Raw genomic sequence first — 20,971 nt, 5'->3', positions numbered from 1 at the left:
GCTGGGAGGGCTACTGCGAGACGTCGGCGCCGAAGTAGCGCTCGGAGATCGAGGCGAGGGTCCCGTCTGCGCGGAGCTCGTCGAGGGCGTCGTCGACGGCGGCCACGAGGTCGTCGGAGCCCTTCGGGAAGGTGAAGGCGCTCTCGGAGCTGTCGTCGGTGGTCACCGCGACCTTGAGGCCGGCGGCCTGGTCGGGGTAGTTGGTCGACCAGTCCAGCCAGGTCAGCCTGTCGTTGATGGTCGCGTCGACCCGGCCCTGCTCGACGAGGGCGACGGCCTGAGCCCAGCCCTCGACTCCCTCGACCTGCGCGCCGTTGTCCTGCGCGAGCGTGTACCAGTTGCTCGAGAGCGACTGCGCGGTCGTCTTGCCCGAGAGGGAGGCGAGCGAGGTGATCGAGGTGTCGTCGGCGGGGACGACCACGACGCCGGGGCTGACCGAGTACGGCTCGGAGAAGTCGTACTGGGCGCTGCGCTCGTCGGTGATCGAGACCTGGTTGGCGATGACGTCGAAGCGGTCGCCGTCGAGGCCCGCGAACATCGCGTCCCACTGGGTCTCCTCGAACTCCGGCTCGACTCCGAGCTTCTCGGCGACCGCGGTGATCACGTCGACGTCGTAGCCGGTGAGCTCGCCGGTGCCGCCGTCGGCGTGGTACGAGAACGGCTGGTAGGTGCCCTCGGTGCCGATCGTCAGCGTCCCGGCGTCCTGCACCTCGGCGAGGGTGAGCCCGGAGTTCGCGGTCGTCGTGCCCTCGTCGGTCGACCCCTGGACGACGCCCTCGGTGGAGGCGGGCGCGCAGCCGGCGAGGACGAGCGCGGCGGCGGCCGCGGTCGTGCCGAGCAGGACGCGCAGGGAGGTGCGGGTGGGGAGGAGCGTCACAGTGTCTTTCCTTCGGAGCATCGGGGAGGTCGTCACGACTGGTCGGCGCCGCTGAACGGGCACCGGAGGTCGGCGGGGCAGGTGCGCCCGCGACTCGGGCGGCGGCGTCTCAGCCGAAACCGCCCGGAGTGACCATAACCAGCTCGGGGGCCGCCGCTATTCCCGGGAGTCGCCGCGTGACGACGCAGAGGAGGTCACGGCCGACAGGAACTCCTCCGCCCCGCCGACCTCCTCGGCGGTCAGGCCGGCAGCGGCGTCGGGACGGATCAGGTGGAACGGGGTCGACTGCACGGAGGCCCACGCGAACGCGTCCTCGCGCAGGTTGTCGTCGATCCAGACGACCGCGTCGATGCTCGTGCGCTCACGGGCCGCCTCGAGCCAGGCCGCCACGGGCTGCAGCTTGCCGGTCTGGCCGGGGAACCGCGGATCGCGCGGAAGGCCACCGCCGAAGACGATCGCCTCCGTCCCGTCCGGCAGGCCGAGATCGCGCGCGAGGACGGAGGTGAGCTTCGGCGGCCACGTGGTCGCCCACACGATCGTGCCCACGGCGGCGAGCCGGAGGACCAGTGCCTCCCGTTCCGGCTCGAGCCCGAGCCGGTGGCCGCCCGCTGCGCGGTCGCTGGTCACGGTCGGATTCAGGACGCCGTCGACGTCGAGGAGGATGAGGGCGGCCATGCCTGCAACCGTAGCCGCGGCCGAAGGGGGACGCGAGGCGCGCGCTAGCGTGGCGGAGTGCCTCCCTCCTCCCGTCTGCCCGACGGCCGGCTCGTCTCGCTCGAGCCCGACCCGCTGAGGGAGGGATCGCTCGTCCTCGAGATCGACGGGTCGGAGCAGTCCTCGATCCAGCCGCGCTCCCCCGGGGTGCTCGATCTCGAGTACATGGCGAGGCTCGGCGCCGTCGTCGATGCGCTCGCACCCGCCGGCCGCGCCGTGAGCGTGCTGCACCTCGGGGCGGGTGCGCTCTCGCTCGCGCGGTACGTGGCGTGGTCGCGCCCCGGCTCGGAGCAGACCGTGGTGGAGGAGGCCGCGGGGCTGGTCGACTTCGTGCTCGAGCACGCGCCGCTTCCGGCCGGTGCGCGGCTCCGCATCGTCACCGGGGACGCCTCGCAGACCCTCCCCGACCTCCGGGCCGACCTCGTGGTCCTCGACGTGTACGACGGCGACGAGATCCCGGAGGCGTTCTACCGCGCCGACGTCCTCCTGGCGCTCGCCGAGCGGGTCGCCGACCGGGGGCTGCTCGCGGTGAACGTCGCCGACGACGCCGACCACCGGCGCCTGGACCGGCTCGTGGAGGGGGTGCGACCGGCGCTGCCGATCATCGCGATCGTCGGATCCGCCTCGCTCGCCGAGCACCGCAGCGCCGGCAACGCGATCCTCCTCGCCTCACGCGGCGGGATCGCCGTCGAGACGTCGGCCCACCTCCTGCGCGCCGGACCGCACCCGGTCGCCGCCGTTCCGGCGCGCGACGTCGTGGCCGTCGAGGTGACGGTAGAAGTCGACCCGTGACTCCAGAGGCACGCCCGCCTCGAGGTACTTCGTCTTGATGCGCTTGATGTAGGTGCGCACGGTGTGCTCGGCGATCCGCATCTCGACCGCGACGGTCTTGACCGCTGTCCCCGACCCGTAGGAGCGCATCACGCGGCTCTCCTGCGGGCTGAGGACGGGCCTGCGGTCGGCACCCGCAGCGAGGAACGCGCGGCGGGCGGTCTCCGAGATCCACGTCCTGCCCGAGGCGACGGAGACGACCGCTGCGACGAGCTCGCCCGGGTCGTCCCCCTTCCAGACGAACGCCGAGCGCTCGGAGCGGAGGACGGCCCGCACCGACTCCAGGGCGCTCGACGCCGACAGCGCGACGAGTCCGCGGTAGCGCGCGGCGGCCTCGGCAAGCGTCCGGGTCAGGTCGCCCGGGGCGACGCGGTCGAGATCCAGGAGCGCGATCGTGTCGGAGGCGGGGGTCGCGGCATCCCCGCTCGACTCGGCGGTCGCGAACTGCGGTAGAGCATCGGCCAGCAGGGCGAGGAGCGCGGCGCGCTCGATCGCCAGACCGTCGACGACAGTCAGGGTGAACCGCTCGATCTCAGGCACGTCGAACCCCTCGTGGAGGCGGTCGGGAGACGCCTCCAGTGCGACGGTACCGAAGCGACGGCCGCCGCGGTGGCGATCGGGACATTCCGTCTCGATCGAAGGGCCGCCGTCGGGCTCGGGATCCGCCGCGCCGCCGACCCGGACGGGGGGCTAGTCTCCTCTCACCATGGACGACACCGACGACCGGCCGACGCGCTCGAGGAGGCTCCCCGCGGACGAGGTGCGGATGCGCACGCTCGCGGCGGCCCGCGAGGTGATCGCCGTGAACGGACTGACCGTCGGCTTCGCCCACCTGCCGATGGAGGAGTACATCCGGCTCGCGGGAGTCCCGCGCAGCTCGGTCTACCGGATCTGGAGCACGCGCGAGGAGTTCGTCGCCGACCTCATCGGCGAGGTCTTCGTCCGGGACCGCTTCGCCGAGGGAGCGGATCCCGAGGCGGAGCAGGAGATGCGGGAGGTGCACCAGCGCTTCTCGGACCGGCTGACGAGCGCGACCGGCCGGCGCGCGGTCGCCTGGGAGATGATCAGGATCGGCGCGAACGCGAACGTCGAGAGCCTGCGCCGCTCCGTCGACTGGTCGTCGTACAACGCCCTGCTGGCGTGCACCTTCTCGATGGAGGAGGGCCCGGCACGCGAGGCCGTGCAGGCGACGGCGAAGCGGATCGAGACCATGCTCACGCAGCGCATGCGCGACTTCTACCAGGAGATGCTCGAGGAGTTCGGCGGGACGCTGAGGCCGGGGTTCACGACGCTGCAGCTGGCCCACCTGACGGCGATCGTGATCGACGGACTCGCGCACCGCGGCCGTCTGATCGGCGACGAGCTCGACTCGGTCGTGATGGCTCCCGGCGTCGACGGCGAGCCGGTGCCCTGGCATCTTGCGGCGTACACGATCCGGTCGATCGTCGACGGGATGCTCGAACCCGTCGCGGACTAGGCCCGAGCCTCCGGGCCGGCCTGCTCCTCTGCGCCGGCCTGCTCCTCTGCGCCGGCCTGCTCCTCTGCGCCCGCCTGCTCGACGGGCTCGGTGAAGCCGTCGATGAGCATCAGCACTCCGGCGACGACGAGCGACGGCGCACCGGGGCCGACCGGTCCGGTCACGAGCTCCGGAGCGGCGATCCGGGCGACGCAGAGTCCCTCGATGTAGGACGAGATCGCGGAGGCGAGGACGGCGTATCCGCCCAGACCCGGGCGGACCCGGAGCCCGAGCTCCGAGAAGGTGTGCTCGTAGTACTTCGCCATGTTCTCGATGAAGTGGACCTGCCGCTTCTGCAGAGCCTCGGTGATCGCTGTGCGGGCGGACTCGTCGTAGGAGTCGACCGATCCGGCGAGTGCGACGAAGTTGCGCCAGTGCTGCGAGGCGAAGGTGTTCTCGTAGTTCGTGCTGATCGCCACGCCGACCGAGTCGATCAGGATCTCGCGAGCCCGCTCGGGCGTCAGCGCGTCGTCGACGTGCCGGTGGAGGTAGGAGTCGCCCTCGCGCAGCGCAGGCTGGTCGAGCCGGGTCGAGAGGATCCGCTCCGGGATCACGGCGACGAGCTCGTCGTAGAAGTCCTGGCGGGTCGGCCAGATCCGGTAGACGGTGCTGCGCGGGACGCCGGCCGAGCGGATGACATCCTCGAGCGAGAGGTGCGAGACGCCGACTCGGAGGCCCTCGGACCTGACGATCCCGAGCGCCGCGTCGAGCACGCGGGAGCGCACCAGCTCACGGCTCAGGCGCGGAGGACGCACGGGGTCGTCGAGGGGCTCGGTGCTCTGGGTCATGCGGTCTCCGGCGGCAGGGTGCGCGGAGTGCGTCAGGCGACCCCGCTGCCTGCGAGCGTAGCGGCAGCATCGCTCTGCCCGGAGACGACCCGGGGGCGACGGGCGCGGCCCGCGAGCGGTGCGAGGACCGTGCGGGCCGCGCTGCCTGTCCCCCCTCGGCCGCCCCATCGGCCACGTCGACGCTAAGCCCGATCGTCGCCCAGGTCAAAGGATGGGACATCATGTCGCTCCGCCGCGCCGGAGAGGCGCGCGGTCAGCGCATCGGGCGTCGGCGGGCGTCGTCCGCGGCCGGGAGGTGGCGCAGCGACGGGGAGCCGTCCACTCCGGGTCCCGCGGTGCCGGCGAGAGTGATGGCCACGGCGCTCGCGGCCTCGGCGCCCGCGCGGGTGGCGAGGTCGACGTTGCGCATGAGGTTCGCGTGGTGGCACGGGCTCGAGTCGATCGCGACCACCATCGCCGAGAAGCGCAGCGCGTCGCCCAGTCGCGCGAGCGGGTTGAGCTCCGCGATCACGGCCGGCACGTCCGGCATCGACAGCAGGGTGTAGTGGCAGGTCGACACCACGTACTCGTCCACCCCCGCCTCGGCCGAAGGGGCTCCGACGATGATGTCACCGAGATCGACCGCACCCACTCGCAGTCCCAGAACCGCCGCGATCGTGACCTGGATGTCGCCGGCGAGGGCGACGACGCGGACGCTCGCCGGCCACGGCGGGAGCACGGACAGCTCGTCGGAACCGGTGCGCATCGCGATGCCCGCCTGCGAGGCGAGCGCGTCGATCATGGGCATCCCCGTGCAGCTCCCGGCGTTCGCGGCGTCCTCGGACGCGGCGTCTCCGCAGGAGGCGAGGAGGGCCGAGATGCCCACCCGGCTCTGCGGCTCGAGGCCCGCGACCACCGCAGGGCTGACGGTCCCGGTGGAGTCGACGATCTCGCCGAGTCGCGCGGCGAGGTCGGACCCGGTGTTCGGCGTGCCGAAGGTGATCACGTCGGACACCATCGTCTCGACGGGGACGCCGTCGACGCTCTGGCTGAGCGCCTGGCGTGCGGCGAGGCCGCCCATCGAATGGGCGACGACGACGGCCCTGTTCCCGGTCGCGCGGGTGAGGCAGGCCAGGGAGGAGGCGAGTGCGTCGGCGATCCCCGGATCCGTCACCCAGCGCGCAGCGAGATCGCGGTAGTCGAAGGTGTAGACCGCGGAGCCCTCGATCTGCTGGAGCGTCCCGATCACCGACCGCTCCGAGGTCGTGGCCGGCTCGTCGATGCCGTCGGTCGCGACGAGATCGACGAGGTGGGAGAAGGCGCCTGTCCGGCTGCCGTCGTGGGTCGCCGTCCCGAGCCAGCCGTGCAGCACGATGATCGGCACGACGGAGGCGCTCGCGACCGCGTCGACCCGATCGTCGGCGAGCACGGGCGCGAGCTGGGCGACACCGCAGGCCGCGGGTGGCGCGGCGATCTCGGCGGCCGCGGCCGCTCCTCCGGGCACGACGACGGCACCGACCACCGCGAGAAGGGCGGCCAGCACGACGACCACGAATCTCATCCGCGCGTTTCCTCACCGCTGCGACTCCGAGGGGAGGGGCTTGGGGGGAGCCGACCCGACGGATGTGAGAGAAGTCAACCATTCATCCGGGGGCTCTGTCACGGGAGTCCGAGAAAAGGTCACCCCCCGTGTGGGTCGCTCCGGCGTGCCGGTGACACGAGGAAGGCCCCGCCGGTCTCCCGGCGGGGCCTTCCTCGTGGATCAGCTCAGCTGTAGTTGCCGGGCTCGTAGCCGTCGCTCGAGAACGAGTCGAAGTCGACGAACGAGAGGTCGGCGTCGCTGAACGCGGCGTCGTCGGCGAAGATGCGGTTGGGGTACCGCTCGGCCTTCGCCTCCTCCGTCGCCTCGACGGACACGTTGCGGTACTTCGGGAGACCGGTACCGGCCGGGATCAGCTTTCCGATGATCACGTTCTCCTTCAGGCCCACCAGCGGGTCGCGCTTGCCCTCCATGGCCGCCTGCGTCAGGACGCGGGTGGTCTCCTGGAAGGACGCGGCCGACAGCCACGACTCGGTCGCCAGCGACGCCTTGGTGATTCCCATGACCTCCTGACGGGCCGAGGCGGTGCGCTTGCCCTCGGTCAGAGCGGCGCGGTTGACGTCGCTGTAGCGCGAGCGGTCGACGAGCTCGCCCGGGAGCAGGTCGGTGTCGCCGTGGTCGACGACGGTGACCTTGCGGAGCATCTGACGGACGATGACCTCGATGTGCTTGTCGTGGATCGGCACACCCTGCGAGCGGTACACGCCCTGGACTCCCCCGACGAGGTGCTTCTGCACTTCGCGGACGCCCAGCACGCGCAGGACCTCCTTGGGGTCGACCGTTCCCACGTGCAGCTGCTGCCCGAGCACGACGCTCTGGCCGTCCTCGACGAGGAGCTGCGAGCGCTTGAGCACCGGGTAGATGACCGCCTCGTCGCCGTTGTCGGGCTGGAGGATGACACGGCGGGCACGGTCGGTGTCCTCGATCGTGATGCGACCGGCGGCCTCCGCGATCGGCGACGCACCCTTGGGGGTGCGGGCCTCGAAGAGCTCCTGCACGCGGGGCAGACCCTGCGTGATGTCGTCGGCCGAGGCCGATCCACCGGTGTGGAAGGTGCGCATCGTGAGCTGCGTGCCGGGCTCGCCGATCGACTGGGCCGCGATGATGCCCACGGCCTCTCCGATGTCGACGAGCTTGCCGGTGGCGAGCGAACGGCCGTAGCAGGCCGCGCAGACGCCGACGGCGGACTCGCAGGTCAGGACCGAGCGCACCTTGATGTGGCGCACCTCGGCTCCGACGAGCTTCTCGATGAGCACGTCGCCCACGTCCTCGCCGGCCTCGGCGATGACCTCGCCGGCCTCGTTCGTCGCCGGGGTGGCGAGCGAACGGGCGTAGACGGAGTTCTCGACGTTCGAGTCCTGGATCCAGGCGCCGCTGGCGTCCTGGAGCATGATCGGCAGGTCGAGGCCCTTCGAGGTGCCGCAGTCGTCCTCACGGATGATGACGTCCTGCGAGACGTCGACGAGACGACGCGTCAGGTAGCCCGAGTCCGCGGTGCGGAGCGCGGTGTCGGCCAGACCCTTGCGGGCACCGTGCGTGGCGATGAAGTACTCGGCGACCGACAGTCCCTCGCGGTACGAGGAGATGATCGGACGGGCGATGATCTCGCCCTTCGGGTTGTTCACCAGACCGCGCATACCGGCGATGTTGCGCACCTGCAGCCAGTTACCGCGGGCACCGGAGGTGACCATGCGGTTGATCGTGTTGTCGACCGGGAAGTTGGCGCGCATCGCCTTGGCGACCTCGTCGGTCGCCTCGGTCCACACCTTGACGAGCTCCTGGCGGCGCTCGGGCTGGGTGATGAGGCCCTTCTCGAACTCGGACTCGACCTTCGCGGCCCGCTTCTCGTAGCCCGCGATGATCGCGGGCTTCGTCGGCGGCGTGAGGATGTCCGACAGCGCGACGGTGACTCCCGAGCGCGTGGCCCAGTAGAAGCCGGCGTCCTTGATGCGGTCGAGCGAGGCGGCGACCTCCACCTTCGGGTAGCGCTCCGCGAGGTCGTTGACGATCCCGGAGATGCTGGTCTTGTCGGCGACCTGCTCGAAGTACGGGTAGTCGACCGGCAGCGCCTCGTTGAAGAGGGCGCGGCCGAGGCTCGTCTCGAGTAGGACCGGCGCGGTGACCTTGCCGGTCTCGTCGATCTCGACACCCTCGGGAGCCTGACCCTGGGCGAAGAAGACGTCCGACATGCGGATCTTCACCTTCGCGTTCAGGTGCAGCGAGCCCTGGTCCTTCGCGAGGATCGCCTCCGAGACGGAGGAGAACGCGCGTCCCTCACCGGCGGCACCCTCGCGGATGGTCGTCAGGTGGTGGAGGCCGATGATCATGTCCTGCGTGGGCAGGGTGACCGGGCGGCCGTCGGAGGGCTTCAGGATGTTGTTCGACGCGAGCATCAGGATGCGCGCCTCGGCCTGGGCCTCGACGGACAGCGGCAGGTGGACGGCCATCTGGTCGCCGTCGAAGTCCGCGTTGAACGCGGCGCAGACGAGCGGGTGCAGCTGGATCGCCTTGCCCTCGACCAGCTGGGGCTCGAAGGCCTGGATGCCGAGTCGGTGCAGGGTGGGCGCGCGGTTCAGGAGCACGGGGCGCTCGCGGATGATCTCCTCGAGCACGTCCCACACCTGGGGGCGCGAGCGCTCCACCATGCGCTTGGCGGCCTTGATGTTCTGAGCGTGCGACAGATCGATCAGGCGCTTGATGACGAACGGCTTGAACAGCTCCAGCGCCATCTGCTTGGGCAGACCGCACTGGTGCAGCTTCAGCTGCGGGCCGACGATGATGACCGAACGACCGGAGTAGTCGACGCGCTTGCCGAGCAGGTTCTGACGGAAGCGACCCTGCTTTCCCTTGAGCATGTCGCTCAGGGACTTGAGGGCGCGGTTGCCGGTCCCGGTGACGGGGCGGCCGCGGCGACCGTTGTCGAACAGGGCGTCGACCGCCTCCTGCAGCATGCGCTTCTCGTTGTTCACGATGATCTCGGGGGCACCGAGGTCGAGCAGGCGGCGGAGTCGGTTGTTGCGGTTGATCACGCGACGGTAGAGGTCGTTCAGGTCGCTGGTGGCGAAGCGGCCACCGTCGAGCTGGACCATCGGGCGCAGCTCCGGCGGGATGACCGGGACGACGTCGAGGACCATCGCGGCCGGCGAGTTGCCGGTGGCGAGGAACGAGTTGACGACACGCAGGCGCTTGATGGCGCGGATCTTCTTCTGACCCTTGCCCTCGGCGATCTGCAGGTGCAGCGTCTCGGCCTCGGCCTGGAGGTCGAACTGCTCGAGGCGCTTCTTGATCGCCTCGGCGCCCATGTACGCCTCGAAGTACACGCCGTAGCGGTCGACGAGCTCGTTGAAGACCGCGTCCTCGGGCTTGAGGTCGCCGACCTTGAGGGTGCGGAACTGCTCCCACACGCTCTCGAGCCGCGCGATGTCCTCGTCGAAGGACTTGCGGATCTGGCCCATCTCCTTCTCGGCGCCGTCCTTGGTGCGGCGCTTCTGGTCGCTCTTCGCGCCCTCCGCCTCCAGGGCGGCGAGGTCGGTCTCGAGACGGGCCAGGCGGTCCGCGATGCGGGAGTCGCGCTGATCGGAGAGGGTCTTGATCTCGAGCCGGAGCTCGTTCTCGAGGCCGGGCATGTCGGCGTGACGGCCGTCGTCGTCGACATCGATGATCATGTACGCCGCGAAGTAGATGACCTTCTCGAGGTCCTTCGGCGCCATGTCGAGGAGGTATCCGAGGCGCGAGGGGACGCCCTTGAAGTACCAGATGTGGGTGACGGGGGCGGCGAGCTCGATGTGGCCCATCCGCTCGCGGCGGACCGAGGACTTGGTGACCTCGACGCCGCAGCGCTCGCAGACGATGCCCTTGAAGCGGACCCGCTTGTACTTGCCGCAGGAGCACTCCCAGTCGCGCGAGGGTCCGAAGATCTGCTCGCCGAACAGACCGTCCTTCTCGGGCTTGAGGGTGCGGTAGTTGATGGTCTCGGGCTTCTTCACTTCACCGTGCGACCAGCGACGGATGTCATCGGCCGTCGCGAGGCCGATGCGCAGCTCGTCAAAAGTTGTTACGTCGAGCAATGTTTTCTCCTTGTCGGAAAACAGGGTGTCTCGTCAGAGACGGGAGGTCGTCAGATGCTGGCGCGGATCAGATGTCGTCGACCGAGGACGACTCGAACCGGGAGGAGATGTTGATGCCGAGCTCTTCCGCTGCGCGGTAGACCTCGTCATCGGTGTCGCGCAGGCTGACCGCGGTGCCGTCGGCCGAGAGGACCTCGACGTTCAGGCACAGGGACTGCATCTCCTTGATGAGGACCTTGAAGGACTCGGGGATGCCCGGCTCCTGGATGTTCTCGCCCTTGACGATGGCCTCGTACACCTTCACGCGGCCGAGGATGTCGTCCGACTTGATGGTCAGCAGCTCCTGGAGCGCGTAGGCGGCGCCGTAGGCCTCGAGAGCCCACACCTCCATCTCGCCGAAGCGCTGTCCGCCGAACTGCGCCTTACCACCGAGCGGCTGCTGGGTGATCATCGAGTACGGGCCCGTCGAGCGCGCGTGGATCTTGTCGTCGACGAGGTGGTGCAGCTTCAGGATGTACATGTAGCCGACCGAGACCGGGTCCGGGAAGGGCTCTCCCGAGCGGCCGTCGAACAGCTGCGTCTTGCCGGAGGATCCGATCAGACGCTCGCCGTCACGGGTAGGGTTGGTGGAGTCGAGGAGCCCTGCGAGCTCCTCCTCCGCCGCGCCGTCGAAGACCGGGGTCGCGACCTTGGTGCCGGGCGCCGCCTCGCGGGCGTGCTCGGGCAGACGCGCCGCCCACTCGGGCTGACCCTCGACCTTCCAGCCCTGCTTCGCGATCCACCCGAGGTGGATCTCGAGGACCTGGCCGAAGTTCATGCGGCCGGGGACGCCGAGCGGGTTGAGGACGATGTCGACCGGGGTTCCGTCGGCGAGGAACGGCATGTCCTCGACCGGCAGGATCTTCGAGATGACGCCCTTGTTGCCGTGGCGGCCGGCGAGCTTGTCGCCCTCGGTGATCTTGCGCTTCTGGGCGATGTAGACGACCACGCGCTGGTTGACGCCCGAGCCGAGCTCGTCGTCGCCGTCCTGCGCGTCGAACACCTTGACGCCGATGATCGTGCCCTGCTCGCCGTGGGGCACCTTCAGCGACGTGTCGCGGACCTCGCGGCTCTTCTCGTTGAAGATCGCGCGGAGCAGGCGCTCCTCGGCCGAGAGCTCGGTCTCGCCCTTGGGCGTGACCTTGCCGACGAGGATGTCGCCGGGGCGGACCTCGGCTCCGATGCGGATGATGCCGCGCTCGTCGAGGTCGGCCAGGAGCTCCGGGCTGACGTTGGGAAGATCGCGGGTGATCTCCTCCTTGCCGAGCTTGGTGTCGCGGGCGTCGACCTCGTACTCCTCGATGTGGATCGAGGAGAGGACGTCGTCCTTCACCAGGTTCTGGCTGAGGATGATCGCGTCCTCGAAGTTGTGACCCTCCCACGGCATGAACGCGACGAGCAGGTTCTTGCCGAGCGCGAGCTCGCCGTTCTCGGTCGCGGGGCCGTCGGCGACGATCTCGCCGACCTCGATGCGCTCGCCGGCGGAGACGACGACGCGGTTGTTGTACGAGGTGCCCTGGTTGGAGCGGTCGAACTTGCGCAGGTAGTAGGTCTGCGTCCCGCCCTCGTCCAGCTGGACGGTGACCGTGTCGGCGGAGACCTCCTGGACCACGCCGGCCTTGTCGGCCGTGATGACGTCGCCGGCGTCGATGGCTGCGAAGCCCTCCATGCCGGTTCCGACGACGGGCGACTCGCTGCGCAGCAGCGGGACGGCCTGGCGCTGCATGTTCGCACCCATGAGCGCGCGGTTGGCGTCGTCGTGCTCGAGGAACGGGATGAGCGAGGTCGCGACCGACACCATCTGGCGCGGGGAGACGTCCATGTAGTCGACGCGGTCGGCGTCGACGAGCTCGACCTCTCCGCCCTTGGGGCGGACCAGCACCTTGCCCTCGGCGAAGTGGAAGTCCTTGGTCAGCGGGGCGTTGGCCTGCGCGACCAGGTACTCGTCCTCCTCGGAGGCGGTGAGGTAGTCGATCTGCGACGTGACGAGACCGTTGACGACCTTGCGGTACGGGGTCTCGATGAAGCCGAACGAGTTGATGCGCGCGAACGACGCGAGCGAGCCGATCAGGCCGATGTTCGGACCCTCGGGGGTCTCGATCGGGCACATGCGTCCGTAGTGCGACGGGTGGACGTCGCGGACCTCGACGCCGGCGCGCTCACGGGAGAGACCGCCGGGGCCGAGCGCCGACAGGCGGCGCTTGTGGGTCAGACCCGCGAGCGGGTTGTTCTGGTCCATGAACTGCGACAGCTGCGACGTTCCGAAGAACTCCTTGATCGCGGCCACGACGGGGCGGACGTTGATCAGGGTCTGCGGCGTGATCGCCTCGATGTCCTGCGTGGTCATGCGCTCGCGGACGACGCGCTCCATGCGGGACAGACCGGTGCGGACCTGGTTCTGGATCAGCTCGCCCACCGCGCGGATGCGACGGTTGCCGAAGTGGTCGATGTCGTCCACGTCGAGGCGGAGGTCGACGGCGGAGCCGTCGCGCACACCCGGGAGGGTGGTGCGGCCGTCGTGCAGCGCGACCAGGTACTTGATGGTCGCGATGATGTCCTCGACCGTCAGCACGGAGTCGGACAGCGCCTTGTCGATGCCGAGCTTGCGGTTGATCTTGTAGCGGCCGACCTTCGCGAGGTCGTAGCGCTTGGAGTTGAAGTAGAAGTTGTCCAGGAGCGCGCGGGCGGCCTCTGCGGCGACCTGCTCGCCCGGACGGAGCTTGCGGTAGATGTCGCGGAGCGCGTCCTCCTTGGTGAGGATGTTGTCCTTCTCGAGGGTCAGCTCGATCGACTCGTAGCCGGCGAACTGCTCGAGGATCTCCTCGCTGGTGAGGCCGAGGGCCTTGAGGAAGACGGTGACCGACTGCTTGCGCTTGCGGTCGATGCGCACGCCGACCTGGTCGCGCTTGTCGATCTCGAACTCGAGCCACGCACCGCGGCTCGGGATGACGCGGGCCGAGTAGATGTCCTTGTCGGACGTCTTCTCCTGCTGGCGCTCGAAGTAGACGCCGGGGCTGCGGACGAGCTGGGACACGACGACACGCTCGGTGCCGTTGATGATGAACGTGCCCTTCTCGGTCATCAGCGGGAAGTCGCCCATGAAGACCGTCTGGGTCTTGATCTCACCCGTGAGGTGGTTCATGAACTCGGCCTCGACGTAGAGGGGAGCCGCGTAGGTCTTGCCGCGCTCCTTGCACTCCTCGATCGTGTACTTCTCGGGCTCGAGGTAGGGGTTCGTGAAGCTCAGCTGCATCGTCTCGCTGAGGTCCTCGATCGGGGAGATCTCCTCGAAGATCTCGTCGAGGCCGGAGTTGGCGGGGAGATCCTCCCGGCCGGCGGCCTTCGCCTCGGCGACGCGGGTCTTCCACGCCTCCGAGCCGACGAGCCAGTCGAAGCTCTCGGTCTGCAGTGCGAGCAGATCCGGAACCGTCAGGGTGTCGCTGATCTTGGCGAACGAGAGACGCGAGGCTCCGCGTCCGTTCTTGGGTGAGGTGGTGGTTGCGTTGGGCGCAGCAGCCAAGGAAGGAACCTCCGTAGACCCTCGCGGGTCTCAATCTGTGGGATGTGTGGAGTGGGCTCCCGCCGGGCGGGCCGACACCGTGCCCAGCGCCGCAGGGACCGCTGTGACGCGGTCTTCGGAGGGGGCTACAGTGTGGCAACGGCATCCACCATCTGATGCCGGGTTCCGGTGACCTGCCGACCGCAATATGAGGGCATGGGTACTCGGGAGCGCAAAGTACGAATATAGACCGACTTCGCCACGCCGCGCAAGTGCTGATCCTTGCATCGCGTCGAGGCGTCCGGTATACGGGTGCCGGTCGGCACCGCGACGTCGAGCCCCGGCTCCGTCGCACGCCCGGCGTGCACCCGGTGCAGCGTGCACACTGATCGGATGCAGGAACGCACCGGGCGCCGACGCGGCGACGACTCCGAGCACCCTCGAGCCGTGCTGGACAGCGGGTTCGTGGCGCAGATCGAGCCCGACCGCCACTCCGCCGACGCGGCGACGCTCGTGGTCGACGGCACTCCGCAGTCGCACGTCGACCTCGCCGACCCCGAGCACCTGTCGTTCGAGTACGTGCGGCGCATCGGCCACGCGATCGACCTGCTCGCGCCGGAGGGCGAGGCGGTCACCGCGCTGCACCTGGGGGCGGGCGCCCTCACCCTCCCCCGGTACGTCGCGGCGACCCGACCCGGATCGCGTCAGCAGGTCGTCGAGATCGAGGGCGCGCTCGTCGACCTCGTGCGCGAGGCGCTGCCGCTCCCCCGCGGCGCTCAGATCCGCATCCGGCAGGGCGACGCCCGGGAGGTGCTGGGCCGGCTCCCGCCCGGTCTGCGCGGCACCGTCGACGTCGTGGTCGTCGACATCTTCTCGGGCGCGCGGACGCCGGCGCACGTGACCAGCGCCGAGTTCTACCGCGAGATCGCTCCGCTGCTCGCCCCCTCGGGAGTGGTGGCGGTGAACGTGGCCGACGGAGGAGCGCTCGCGTTCGCCCGCGCGCAGGCCGCGACCCTCTCCTCCGTCTTCGCGCACGTCGCGATCGTGACCGACACGCAGATGCTCAAGGCCAAGCGCTTCGGGAACGTCGTCATGCTGGCCTCGCCGTCGCCCCTCCCCCTCGACGGCCTGCCGCGCCGGCTCGCCTCCGACCCCGCGCCGTCGAAGCTCGTGCAGGGACGCGAGCTCGAGAACTTCGTGGCGGGCGCCTCCGTCGTCACCGACGACACGGCGACGCCCTCGCCGCTGCCCGCCCGCAGCATCTTCCAGGTGCGGCGGGGCTGAGGCGGGAATCCGCGAGTCGGGGGGCCGCGGTCGAGCGTGCCCGTAAACTGGCCGGGGCTCTCGCCCCTCCCGTCCTCTCGTCAGCGACGATCCGGATCCGCACCCTCGAGGAAGCATCGCCCTGAGCATCATCATCCGCCACGACCCCGCGACGCTCCGCGAGGAGGTCGACGTCGACGCCGCCCAGGCGCGCCTCGAGGAGATCGGCGCCCTGCGCAGTCTCGCCGCCCTCACCGAGAAGGCCGAGCTCCTGCGCCTGCTCGACCGGGTCGACGAGGCCTGGGACGTCGCCACGGAGGCGGTCCGCCGCACCCGCTTCTCCGGCGACCGCGCGGAGCTGCTGTCGGCCCGCGTCCGCCGCGCCCGCCTGATGCATCTGCGGGGCCGCACCGACGAGGCGCTCTCGGAGCTCGCTCTCTGCGTCGACGAGGCGCGGACGCACGAGTGGCACCTGGAGCACTCGCTCGCCCTCAAGCACCGCGGACTCACCTTCTTCGAGCTGGCGGACTACGCCCGTGCCGCCCGGGACTTCGACGCGGCGACCGCTCTCGGCGAGCGCGTGGGCGTTCCGGAGGAGGAGCTCGAGGTGGCGCGCCTGGGCTTCGCCGCGGCGACCGAGTTCCAGGACGAGTCGACCCGTGGCCCGAGGGCGGACGGCTCGGTGCGCGGCCGCCGTCGCGCCGATCACGACGAGTCCTGACGACTCCCCCGACGACGGAGCGGATGCGTGGCTGAACTCGACCGGGTCGCCGAGTGGGCCGACGAGCTGATCGGCGCGCACCTCGACGACTCCTGGAGCTTCGCCTTCGACCACGCGCGCACCCGCGGCGGAGCCTGCCACTGGGGCACCAGGAGGATCACCGTGTCGCGTCACCTCGCCTCGCGGTGGAGCGACGAGGAGGTGCGTCAGACGCTCCTCCACGAGATCGCGCACGCCCTCGCGGGGCCGAGCGCGGCGCACGGGCCCCAGTGGCGGCGGATCGCCGCACGGCTCGGCTACACGGGCACGCGGACGCACAGCAACCCGACCGCCGACGAGCTGGCGCCATGGGTCGGCTCCTGCCCGAGCGGGCACCTCTTCTACCGGCACCGGCGGCCGAGTCGTCCGCTCGCCTGCGGGCGCTGCGCTCGCCGGTTCGACTCGGCGAACGAGATCCAGTGGAGGCGGCGCGATGTGGCCGCACCCGACCGAGCCGCGGGAGGCGCTGCCGGGACCGGCCGGACGCCGCGATGACCGAGCCGCACGCCCGGGTGATCAGGGGCCGGACGCCCGGCACGGGCCAGTGGCTCGAGGAGGCGGACGGGCGGCGCTGGTGGTTCGACTCCGGCAACCCGGCGCTCGACTTCGCCCACTCCGGTCCGATGCTCGGAGCGCCGGGAGAGCGACTCGACTCGGACTCCGCTCTCGCGGCGTGGATCGCCGAGCGCTTCGATGCGGTCGGCGAGGGGGCCGCCGGTGCTCGCCTCGCCGACGCCCTGATGCTCAGGGCCGCGATCGCGCGGCTCGCCGCAGCCGCCGAGGCGGGCACGCCAGGCGATGCGGGCGACGTCGACGTGGTGAACCTGCTGGCGGCGATGCCGGACATCCCTCCGGTGCTCTCGGGCGGCGCTCGGCAGGCGGGTCGGACGAGTGCCGGCGCCCTGCAGGCGCTCTCGACGATCGCGCGGGAAGCGGTCGACCTGCTCGGAGGCGGCACCGCCGGGCGCCTGCGACGCTGCGCGGCGGAGGACTGCCGACTGCTCTACCTCGACGTCTCTCGGGCGGGGACCCGCCGATGGTGCTCGATGCAGCGCTGCGGGAACCGCGCGAAGGTCCGCGCGCACCGCCTCCGGACCGCGGAGCGCGAGGGGCGCTGACCGCTGGTGCGGGACGCGTCGTCGCTGCGGTGAGCGCCGGGCGGTCGAGCGGCGGGTGCGGGCGCAACGGGACCTCGGGGAGGGGGGTCTCGATACGCCCGCTCCGCGGGCTGCTCGATCAGCAGGACGTCGGAGGGCTCCGTCAGCGGGATGCGGGCTCCCGCGGTGCGGCCTCCGACCGGGAGATCAGAGGGGTGAAGGTCGTCAGTCGACGACCTTCACCTCTTTCCAGAAGGCGACGTAGCCCGAGAAGTCCTTGCCGACGCGGTCGAACGCCGTCGGGTAGGGCTGCGGGTACGACCAGGCGCGGTCCTTGAGGAGTCCGCCGTCGGACTTCACGGAGAAGTACTGGCACTCGCCCTTCCAGGGGCAGGTGTAGGGGGTGTCGCTCGGCTCGAGCAGATCGGTCGTGACGCTCGAGGGCGGGAAGTACCAGTTGCCCTCGATCGAGATCAGGTCGGAGTCGGGCGCGTCGGCGAGGACGACGTCGTTGAGGACGGCTTTCATGCGGATCTGCTTTCGGTCGGGTGGTCGGATCGGGCGGAGCTCCGCCCCTGGGGAACGCTACGCCGCCCGGGGTCGGCCGGGTGCGCGGGGGTGCGATTCGCAGGAGTTCGTGCGATCTGCAGGTGCTCATCGCCGGAACGGGCGATCCGCCGCATCCGCTCGTCGCCGGAAGCCGGCATCACCTGCAGACCGCACCGGCTCCTGCAGATCGCACCGACACCTGCAGATCGCGCTGACGCCTGCAGACCGCAGCCGCACCTGCAGATCGCACCGGCATCTGCAGATCGCACGGCACCTGCAGACCGCACGGAGGAGGGCGCCTCCGCGATCAGCGCAGCACGGTGACGCGGTCGACCGAGTCGACGCGCGCCGCCTCCCGCACGGCGTCGCCGCGACCCGCGGCCGTCAGCACCCGACCGGAGGGAGACGCCGACAGCAGATGCCCGCACGCTCGGCGCAGTCCCTCGTAGGACGCGGAGGCGACGGCCGCGTCGGGCGAGACGTGGTCGATCCCGAGACCGATCAGGGCGTCGATCAGTGCACCGGCGGCGAGCTGGTCCTCCATCGCGAAGCGGCCCTCGCCCGCGTCGTCGATCTCGCCGACCGCCACGACGTTCACGCTGGTGCGCCCGCCGTTCTCGTGCTGGCGCTCGAGGATCCAGCGGGCGACCGCCGACCGGTCGGCGAGCCCCGACCGCACCACGCGGCCGTCGATCCCGGCGAGATCGGGCTCCGCTGCGCCTCCGGGGAGGGCGTCGACGACGACGGTGATGTCGGCGGGCGCGAGGGCCCGGAGGGCGCGGGAACCCCAGTCGAAGCGGATCTGGTAGTTCGCCTGATCGAAGGCGGAGGGCGCGGCGGTCACCCGTCAACGGTAGCGAGCGCGCGAGGCCATACACGCCGGACCGCCGCCGCGCACCCGGTTCCCGCCCGGCGGCGGGCGGGGGAGGATGGAGGCGTGAAGGTGATGCTGAAGCACGTGCTCGACACCGACGCCGACTCCGCCTGGCGCGCCCTGCAGAGTCCGGCCGTGTTCCGCGAGGTGATGTCGCCGCTGCTGACCGCGGCGTCGCTCGACGAGGGCGGCTTCCAGCCCACGTGGGGCCTCGGCCCGCACGACGTGGCCATGGACGCTCTCGGCCTCATCCCGATGGGCGCGCAGGAGATCGACCTCTCGTACCGACGGGTGCCGTCGATGCCGGACGTGCGGATCCTCCGCGACAACGGCGCGCCGCTCTCGGGCGCGCTCCGGCTGATCACGGCCTGGGACCACCGGATGGCGGTCGCCGCACTGCCCGACGGGCGCACCCTGTTCCGCGACCGGCTCGAGTTCGACGCGGGGATCGCCTCCCTCGCCGTCTGGCCGTCGATGTGGGCGTTCTGGCAGTGGCGCGGGATCCGGATCCGCGCGCTCGCACCGAGCTGGCGGCACGACGTCGGCGCCGACACCCGCCCGCGCGGGGAGGCGGCGGCGTGAGCCCCGACGGCACCGCTGAGGAGGCGATCGAGCTCTCCCGCAGCGAGCTGCTGCGCTTCCGCTGGCCCTCGGGCGAGGAGGAGCCGGAGGACGACGTGGTGTCGCCCCGCCGCCGCCTCGCCTCCGCGGTCGAGGTCGCCGACTGGCGCCGCCACGTGCACGCCCTCTACGCCGAGGTGCGCCGACTCTCGAACGTCGATCTGCTCGCCGCTCATGCCACCTGGATCCGCGGGAGGAACGCGCTCTTCGCCCGCCACCCCTCCACTCCCCTGCTGCCGGAGGACCGGGCGCACTTCCGCTCGCTGCCGATCGCGCCGTACGACGCCTCCTGGCGGTTCGAGCTCGAGGTCGAGCCGGCCGAGGAGGCGCGCCGGATGGACGTCGAGACCGGGACCGACGGCGTGGTGCCGTTCGACCTCGTCGGCACCGTCGCGATTCCGGACGCCGGGACGCTCGACGTCTGGCGGCTCGGCTCCTACGGCGGCGGGCTGTTCCTGCCGGTCAAGGACGCTCTGGCCGGCACCCCGGGAGGCACCTACGGCGGCGGGCGCTACCTCCTGGACACGGTCAAGGGAGCGGACCTCGGGCCGGGATCCACGCCGTCGACCCTCGTGCTCGACTTCAACTTCGCCTACAACCCGTCGTGCGCCTACGACCCGGCGTGGGCGTGCCCGCTCGCGCAGCAGGGCAACACCCTCGCGGTCGAGGTGCCGGTCGGCGAGCGCTACAAGGGCTGACGGAGCGGGGCCTCGGTAGCCGGTGCCAGGGCGGACTGGGCGGCCTCGGAGCCTCGGCCGATAGCCTCCGGGCGGTGCGCGCTCCGCGCCGGAAAGCAGGAACCAGCATGCCCCGACCCGTCCTCCTCGTCACAGGGACCTCGACCGGGATCGGCCGGGCGACGGCGATCGAGGCCGGCCGCTCGGGCTGGAGTGTGGTCGCGACGGTCCGCGACACCTCGCGCGCCGACGGCCTCCGCTCCGCCGCCGACCAGGCACGCGTCGACCTCGACGTGGTGGCGCTCGACGTGACCGATCCCGCCTCCGTCGCCGCCTGCCTCGCGCACGTCGAGAGCGCCCACGGCGGACTCGACGCGCTCGTGAACAACGCGGGAGCCGGGCACATCGGCACGGTCGAGCTCGAGGATCCGGACGAGCTGCGCCGGGTGATGGAGGTCAACTTCTTCGGCACGGTCGCCGTCACGCGGGCGGCGATGCCGCTGCTGCGCTCCTCGCGCGGGCGGGTCGTCACGGTGTCGAGCGTCGGAGGCGTCGTCGGCCAGCCGTTCAACGAGGACTACTGCGCGGCCAAGTTCGCGGTCGAGGGGTTCTTCGAGGCGCTGGCGCCGGTCGCCCGCGCCGTCGGGGTGCAGGTCTCGCTGATCGAGCCGGGTGCTGTGCGCAGCAGTTTCGTCGAGAACGTCGGGATCGACGCCCGCGCGATGCTCGCTCAGGCCGGCCCCTACGCCTCCGCGCTGAGCTCCTACCTCGACCGCACCGCCTCCGCCTTCTCCTCCAGCAGCGCGCAGGATCCGGGCGACGTCGCCGCGGTCGTGCTCCAGGTGCTGCGGGCCGCTGAGGCTCCGTTCCGCGTGCAGACCTCCGACTGGGCGCGGCAGTTCGCCGGGCTGAAGCTGGCCGACGTCGACGGGTCCCGAGTGCAGTCCGCCATGCGGGGATGGATCGGAACCCACTAGGGTGGAGGGGTGCGAGCGCGAAGACTGCGCTCCCCCGCGTCGTAGAACGCCCCTTGTCCGCTGAGGATTCACACGAATCCGAGGACTCTGAAATCGAGGACTCACCCTCCCGATCATCTGGCGCACGTGCATGAGGCCCCCGGCCGCGCGCACCGCTTCGTACGGCGAACGGATGTGACCACCGTCACCTTCGCCCGAACGTCGATCATCCGCGCCCCCGGCCACGCCGCCGCGGACCACGAT

The 20,971-nt window shown here is 70.9% G+C and carries 17 protein-coding genes; 8 read left to right on the top strand and 9 right to left on the bottom strand.

Going from position 1 to position 20,971, the window contains the following annotated elements:
- Window positions 1-10: 10 nt before the first annotated feature.
- The 3 genes from B9Y99_RS02455 to B9Y99_RS02445 all read right to left on the bottom strand — a co-directional run bounded on the left by B9Y99_RS02455 (window position 11) and on the right by B9Y99_RS02445 (window position 2,962).
- Window positions 11-877 (bottom strand): amino acid ABC transporter substrate-binding protein, encoded by an 867-nt coding sequence (locus tag B9Y99_RS02455; RefSeq protein ID WP_244274748.1) that lies wholly within the window; start codon window positions 875-877, stop codon window positions 11-13.
- A gap of 156 nt (window positions 878-1,033) precedes the next feature.
- Window positions 1,034-1,552 carry an HAD domain-containing protein gene (locus B9Y99_RS02450; protein WP_085475008.1) on the bottom strand — a complete coding sequence of 173 codons (519 nt, stop codon included), beginning with the start codon at window positions 1,550-1,552 and terminating at the stop codon, window positions 1,034-1,036.
- A 708-nt stretch (window positions 1,553-2,260) separates the two neighbouring features.
- Complete coding sequence (locus B9Y99_RS02445) at window positions 2,261-2,962, bottom strand: LuxR C-terminal-related transcriptional regulator (RefSeq protein ID WP_085475007.1); 702 nt, start codon at window positions 2,960-2,962, stop codon at window positions 2,261-2,263.
- 166 nt (window positions 2,963-3,128) lie between these two features.
- Between B9Y99_RS02445 and B9Y99_RS02440 the strand changes: the two genes are divergently transcribed.
- A complete protein-coding gene (locus B9Y99_RS02440) occupies window positions 3,129-3,899 on the top strand; it encodes a hypothetical protein (RefSeq protein ID WP_085475006.1) in 771 nt (256 codons plus the stop codon).
- Here the strand turns inward: B9Y99_RS02440 and B9Y99_RS02435 are convergent.
- The 4 genes from B9Y99_RS02435 to rpoB form a co-directional block, all read right to left on the bottom strand.
- Complete coding sequence (locus B9Y99_RS02435; protein WP_085475005.1) at window positions 3,896-4,726, bottom strand: TetR/AcrR family transcriptional regulator; 831 nt, start codon at window positions 4,724-4,726, stop codon at window positions 3,896-3,898. The two genes, B9Y99_RS02440 and B9Y99_RS02435, sit on opposite strands and share 4 nt — an antisense overlap.
- Window positions 4,727-4,979: 253 nt before the next feature.
- A complete protein-coding gene (locus B9Y99_RS02430; RefSeq protein ID WP_085475004.1) occupies window positions 4,980-6,266 on the bottom strand; it encodes an esterase/lipase family protein in 1,287 nt (428 codons plus the stop codon).
- 206 nt (window positions 6,267-6,472) lie between these two features.
- Window positions 6,473-10,372, bottom strand: a complete 3,900-nt coding sequence (locus B9Y99_RS02425; RefSeq protein ID WP_085475003.1) for a DNA-directed RNA polymerase subunit beta' — start codon at window positions 10,370-10,372, stop codon at window positions 6,473-6,475.
- A gap of 67 nt (window positions 10,373-10,439) precedes the next feature.
- A complete protein-coding gene (gene rpoB, locus B9Y99_RS02420) occupies window positions 10,440-13,931 on the bottom strand; it encodes a DNA-directed RNA polymerase subunit beta (RefSeq protein WP_085475002.1) in 3,492 nt (1,163 codons plus the stop codon).
- Window positions 13,932-14,303: 372 nt separating this feature from the next.
- Here rpoB and B9Y99_RS02415 point away from each other — a divergent pair, with 372 nt between their 5' ends.
- From B9Y99_RS02415 to B9Y99_RS02400, 4 genes are all read left to right on the top strand, one after another.
- Window positions 14,304-15,194 carry a spermidine synthase gene (locus B9Y99_RS02415; RefSeq protein ID WP_085476202.1) on the top strand — a complete coding sequence of 297 codons (891 nt, stop codon included), beginning with the start codon at window positions 14,304-14,306 and terminating at the stop codon, window positions 15,192-15,194.
- A gap of 370 nt (window positions 15,195-15,564) precedes the next feature.
- The gene (locus B9Y99_RS18980; RefSeq protein ID WP_208856879.1) at window positions 15,565-15,894 is read left to right on the top strand and encodes a hypothetical protein; all 330 of its coding nucleotides are present in this window, start codon (window positions 15,565-15,567) and stop codon (window positions 15,892-15,894) included.
- A gap of 27 nt (window positions 15,895-15,921) precedes the next feature.
- Complete coding sequence (locus B9Y99_RS02405; RefSeq protein WP_085475001.1) at window positions 15,922-16,428, top strand: SprT-like domain-containing protein; 507 nt, start codon at window positions 15,922-15,924, stop codon at window positions 16,426-16,428.
- Window positions 16,425-17,051 (top strand): CGNR zinc finger domain-containing protein, encoded by a 627-nt coding sequence (locus tag B9Y99_RS02400; protein WP_085475000.1) that lies wholly within the window; start codon window positions 16,425-16,427, stop codon window positions 17,049-17,051. Before B9Y99_RS02405 ends, B9Y99_RS02400 begins: the two co-directional genes overlap by 4 nt.
- Window positions 17,052-17,255: 204 nt before the next feature.
- Here the strand turns inward: B9Y99_RS02400 and B9Y99_RS02395 are convergent, their stop codons facing one another.
- Window positions 17,256-17,558 (bottom strand): DUF427 domain-containing protein, encoded by a 303-nt coding sequence (locus B9Y99_RS02395; protein ID WP_085474999.1) that lies wholly within the window; start codon window positions 17,556-17,558, stop codon window positions 17,256-17,258.
- A gap of 328 nt (window positions 17,559-17,886) precedes the next feature.
- Complete coding sequence (locus B9Y99_RS02390; RefSeq protein WP_085474998.1) at window positions 17,887-18,423, bottom strand: 2-phosphosulfolactate phosphatase; 537 nt, start codon at window positions 18,421-18,423, stop codon at window positions 17,887-17,889.
- Between the two features lie 93 nt (window positions 18,424-18,516).
- Here B9Y99_RS02390 and B9Y99_RS02385 point away from each other — a divergent pair, with 93 nt between their 5' ends.
- The 3 genes from B9Y99_RS02385 to B9Y99_RS02375 all read left to right on the top strand — a co-directional run bounded on the left by B9Y99_RS02385 (window position 18,517) and on the right by B9Y99_RS02375 (window position 20,728).
- Window positions 18,517-19,035, top strand: a complete 519-nt coding sequence (locus B9Y99_RS02385) for a hypothetical protein (protein WP_085474997.1) — start codon at window positions 18,517-18,519, stop codon at window positions 19,033-19,035.
- A gap of 95 nt (window positions 19,036-19,130) precedes the next feature.
- The gene (locus B9Y99_RS02380) at window positions 19,131-19,772 is read left to right on the top strand and encodes a DUF1684 domain-containing protein (RefSeq protein ID WP_085476201.1); all 642 of its coding nucleotides are present in this window, start codon (window positions 19,131-19,133) and stop codon (window positions 19,770-19,772) included.
- 107 nt (window positions 19,773-19,879) lie between these two features.
- Complete coding sequence (locus B9Y99_RS02375; protein WP_085474996.1) at window positions 19,880-20,728, top strand: SDR family NAD(P)-dependent oxidoreductase; 849 nt, start codon at window positions 19,880-19,882, stop codon at window positions 20,726-20,728.
- Window positions 20,729-20,971: the final 243 nt, after the last annotated feature.

The sequence above is a fragment of the Rathayibacter oskolensis genome (assembly GCF_900177245.1).
Lineage (GTDB): Bacteria > Actinomycetota > Actinomycetes > Actinomycetales > Microbacteriaceae > Rathayibacter > Rathayibacter oskolensis.
This window is presented reverse-complemented; position numbering and strand designations above follow the sequence as displayed.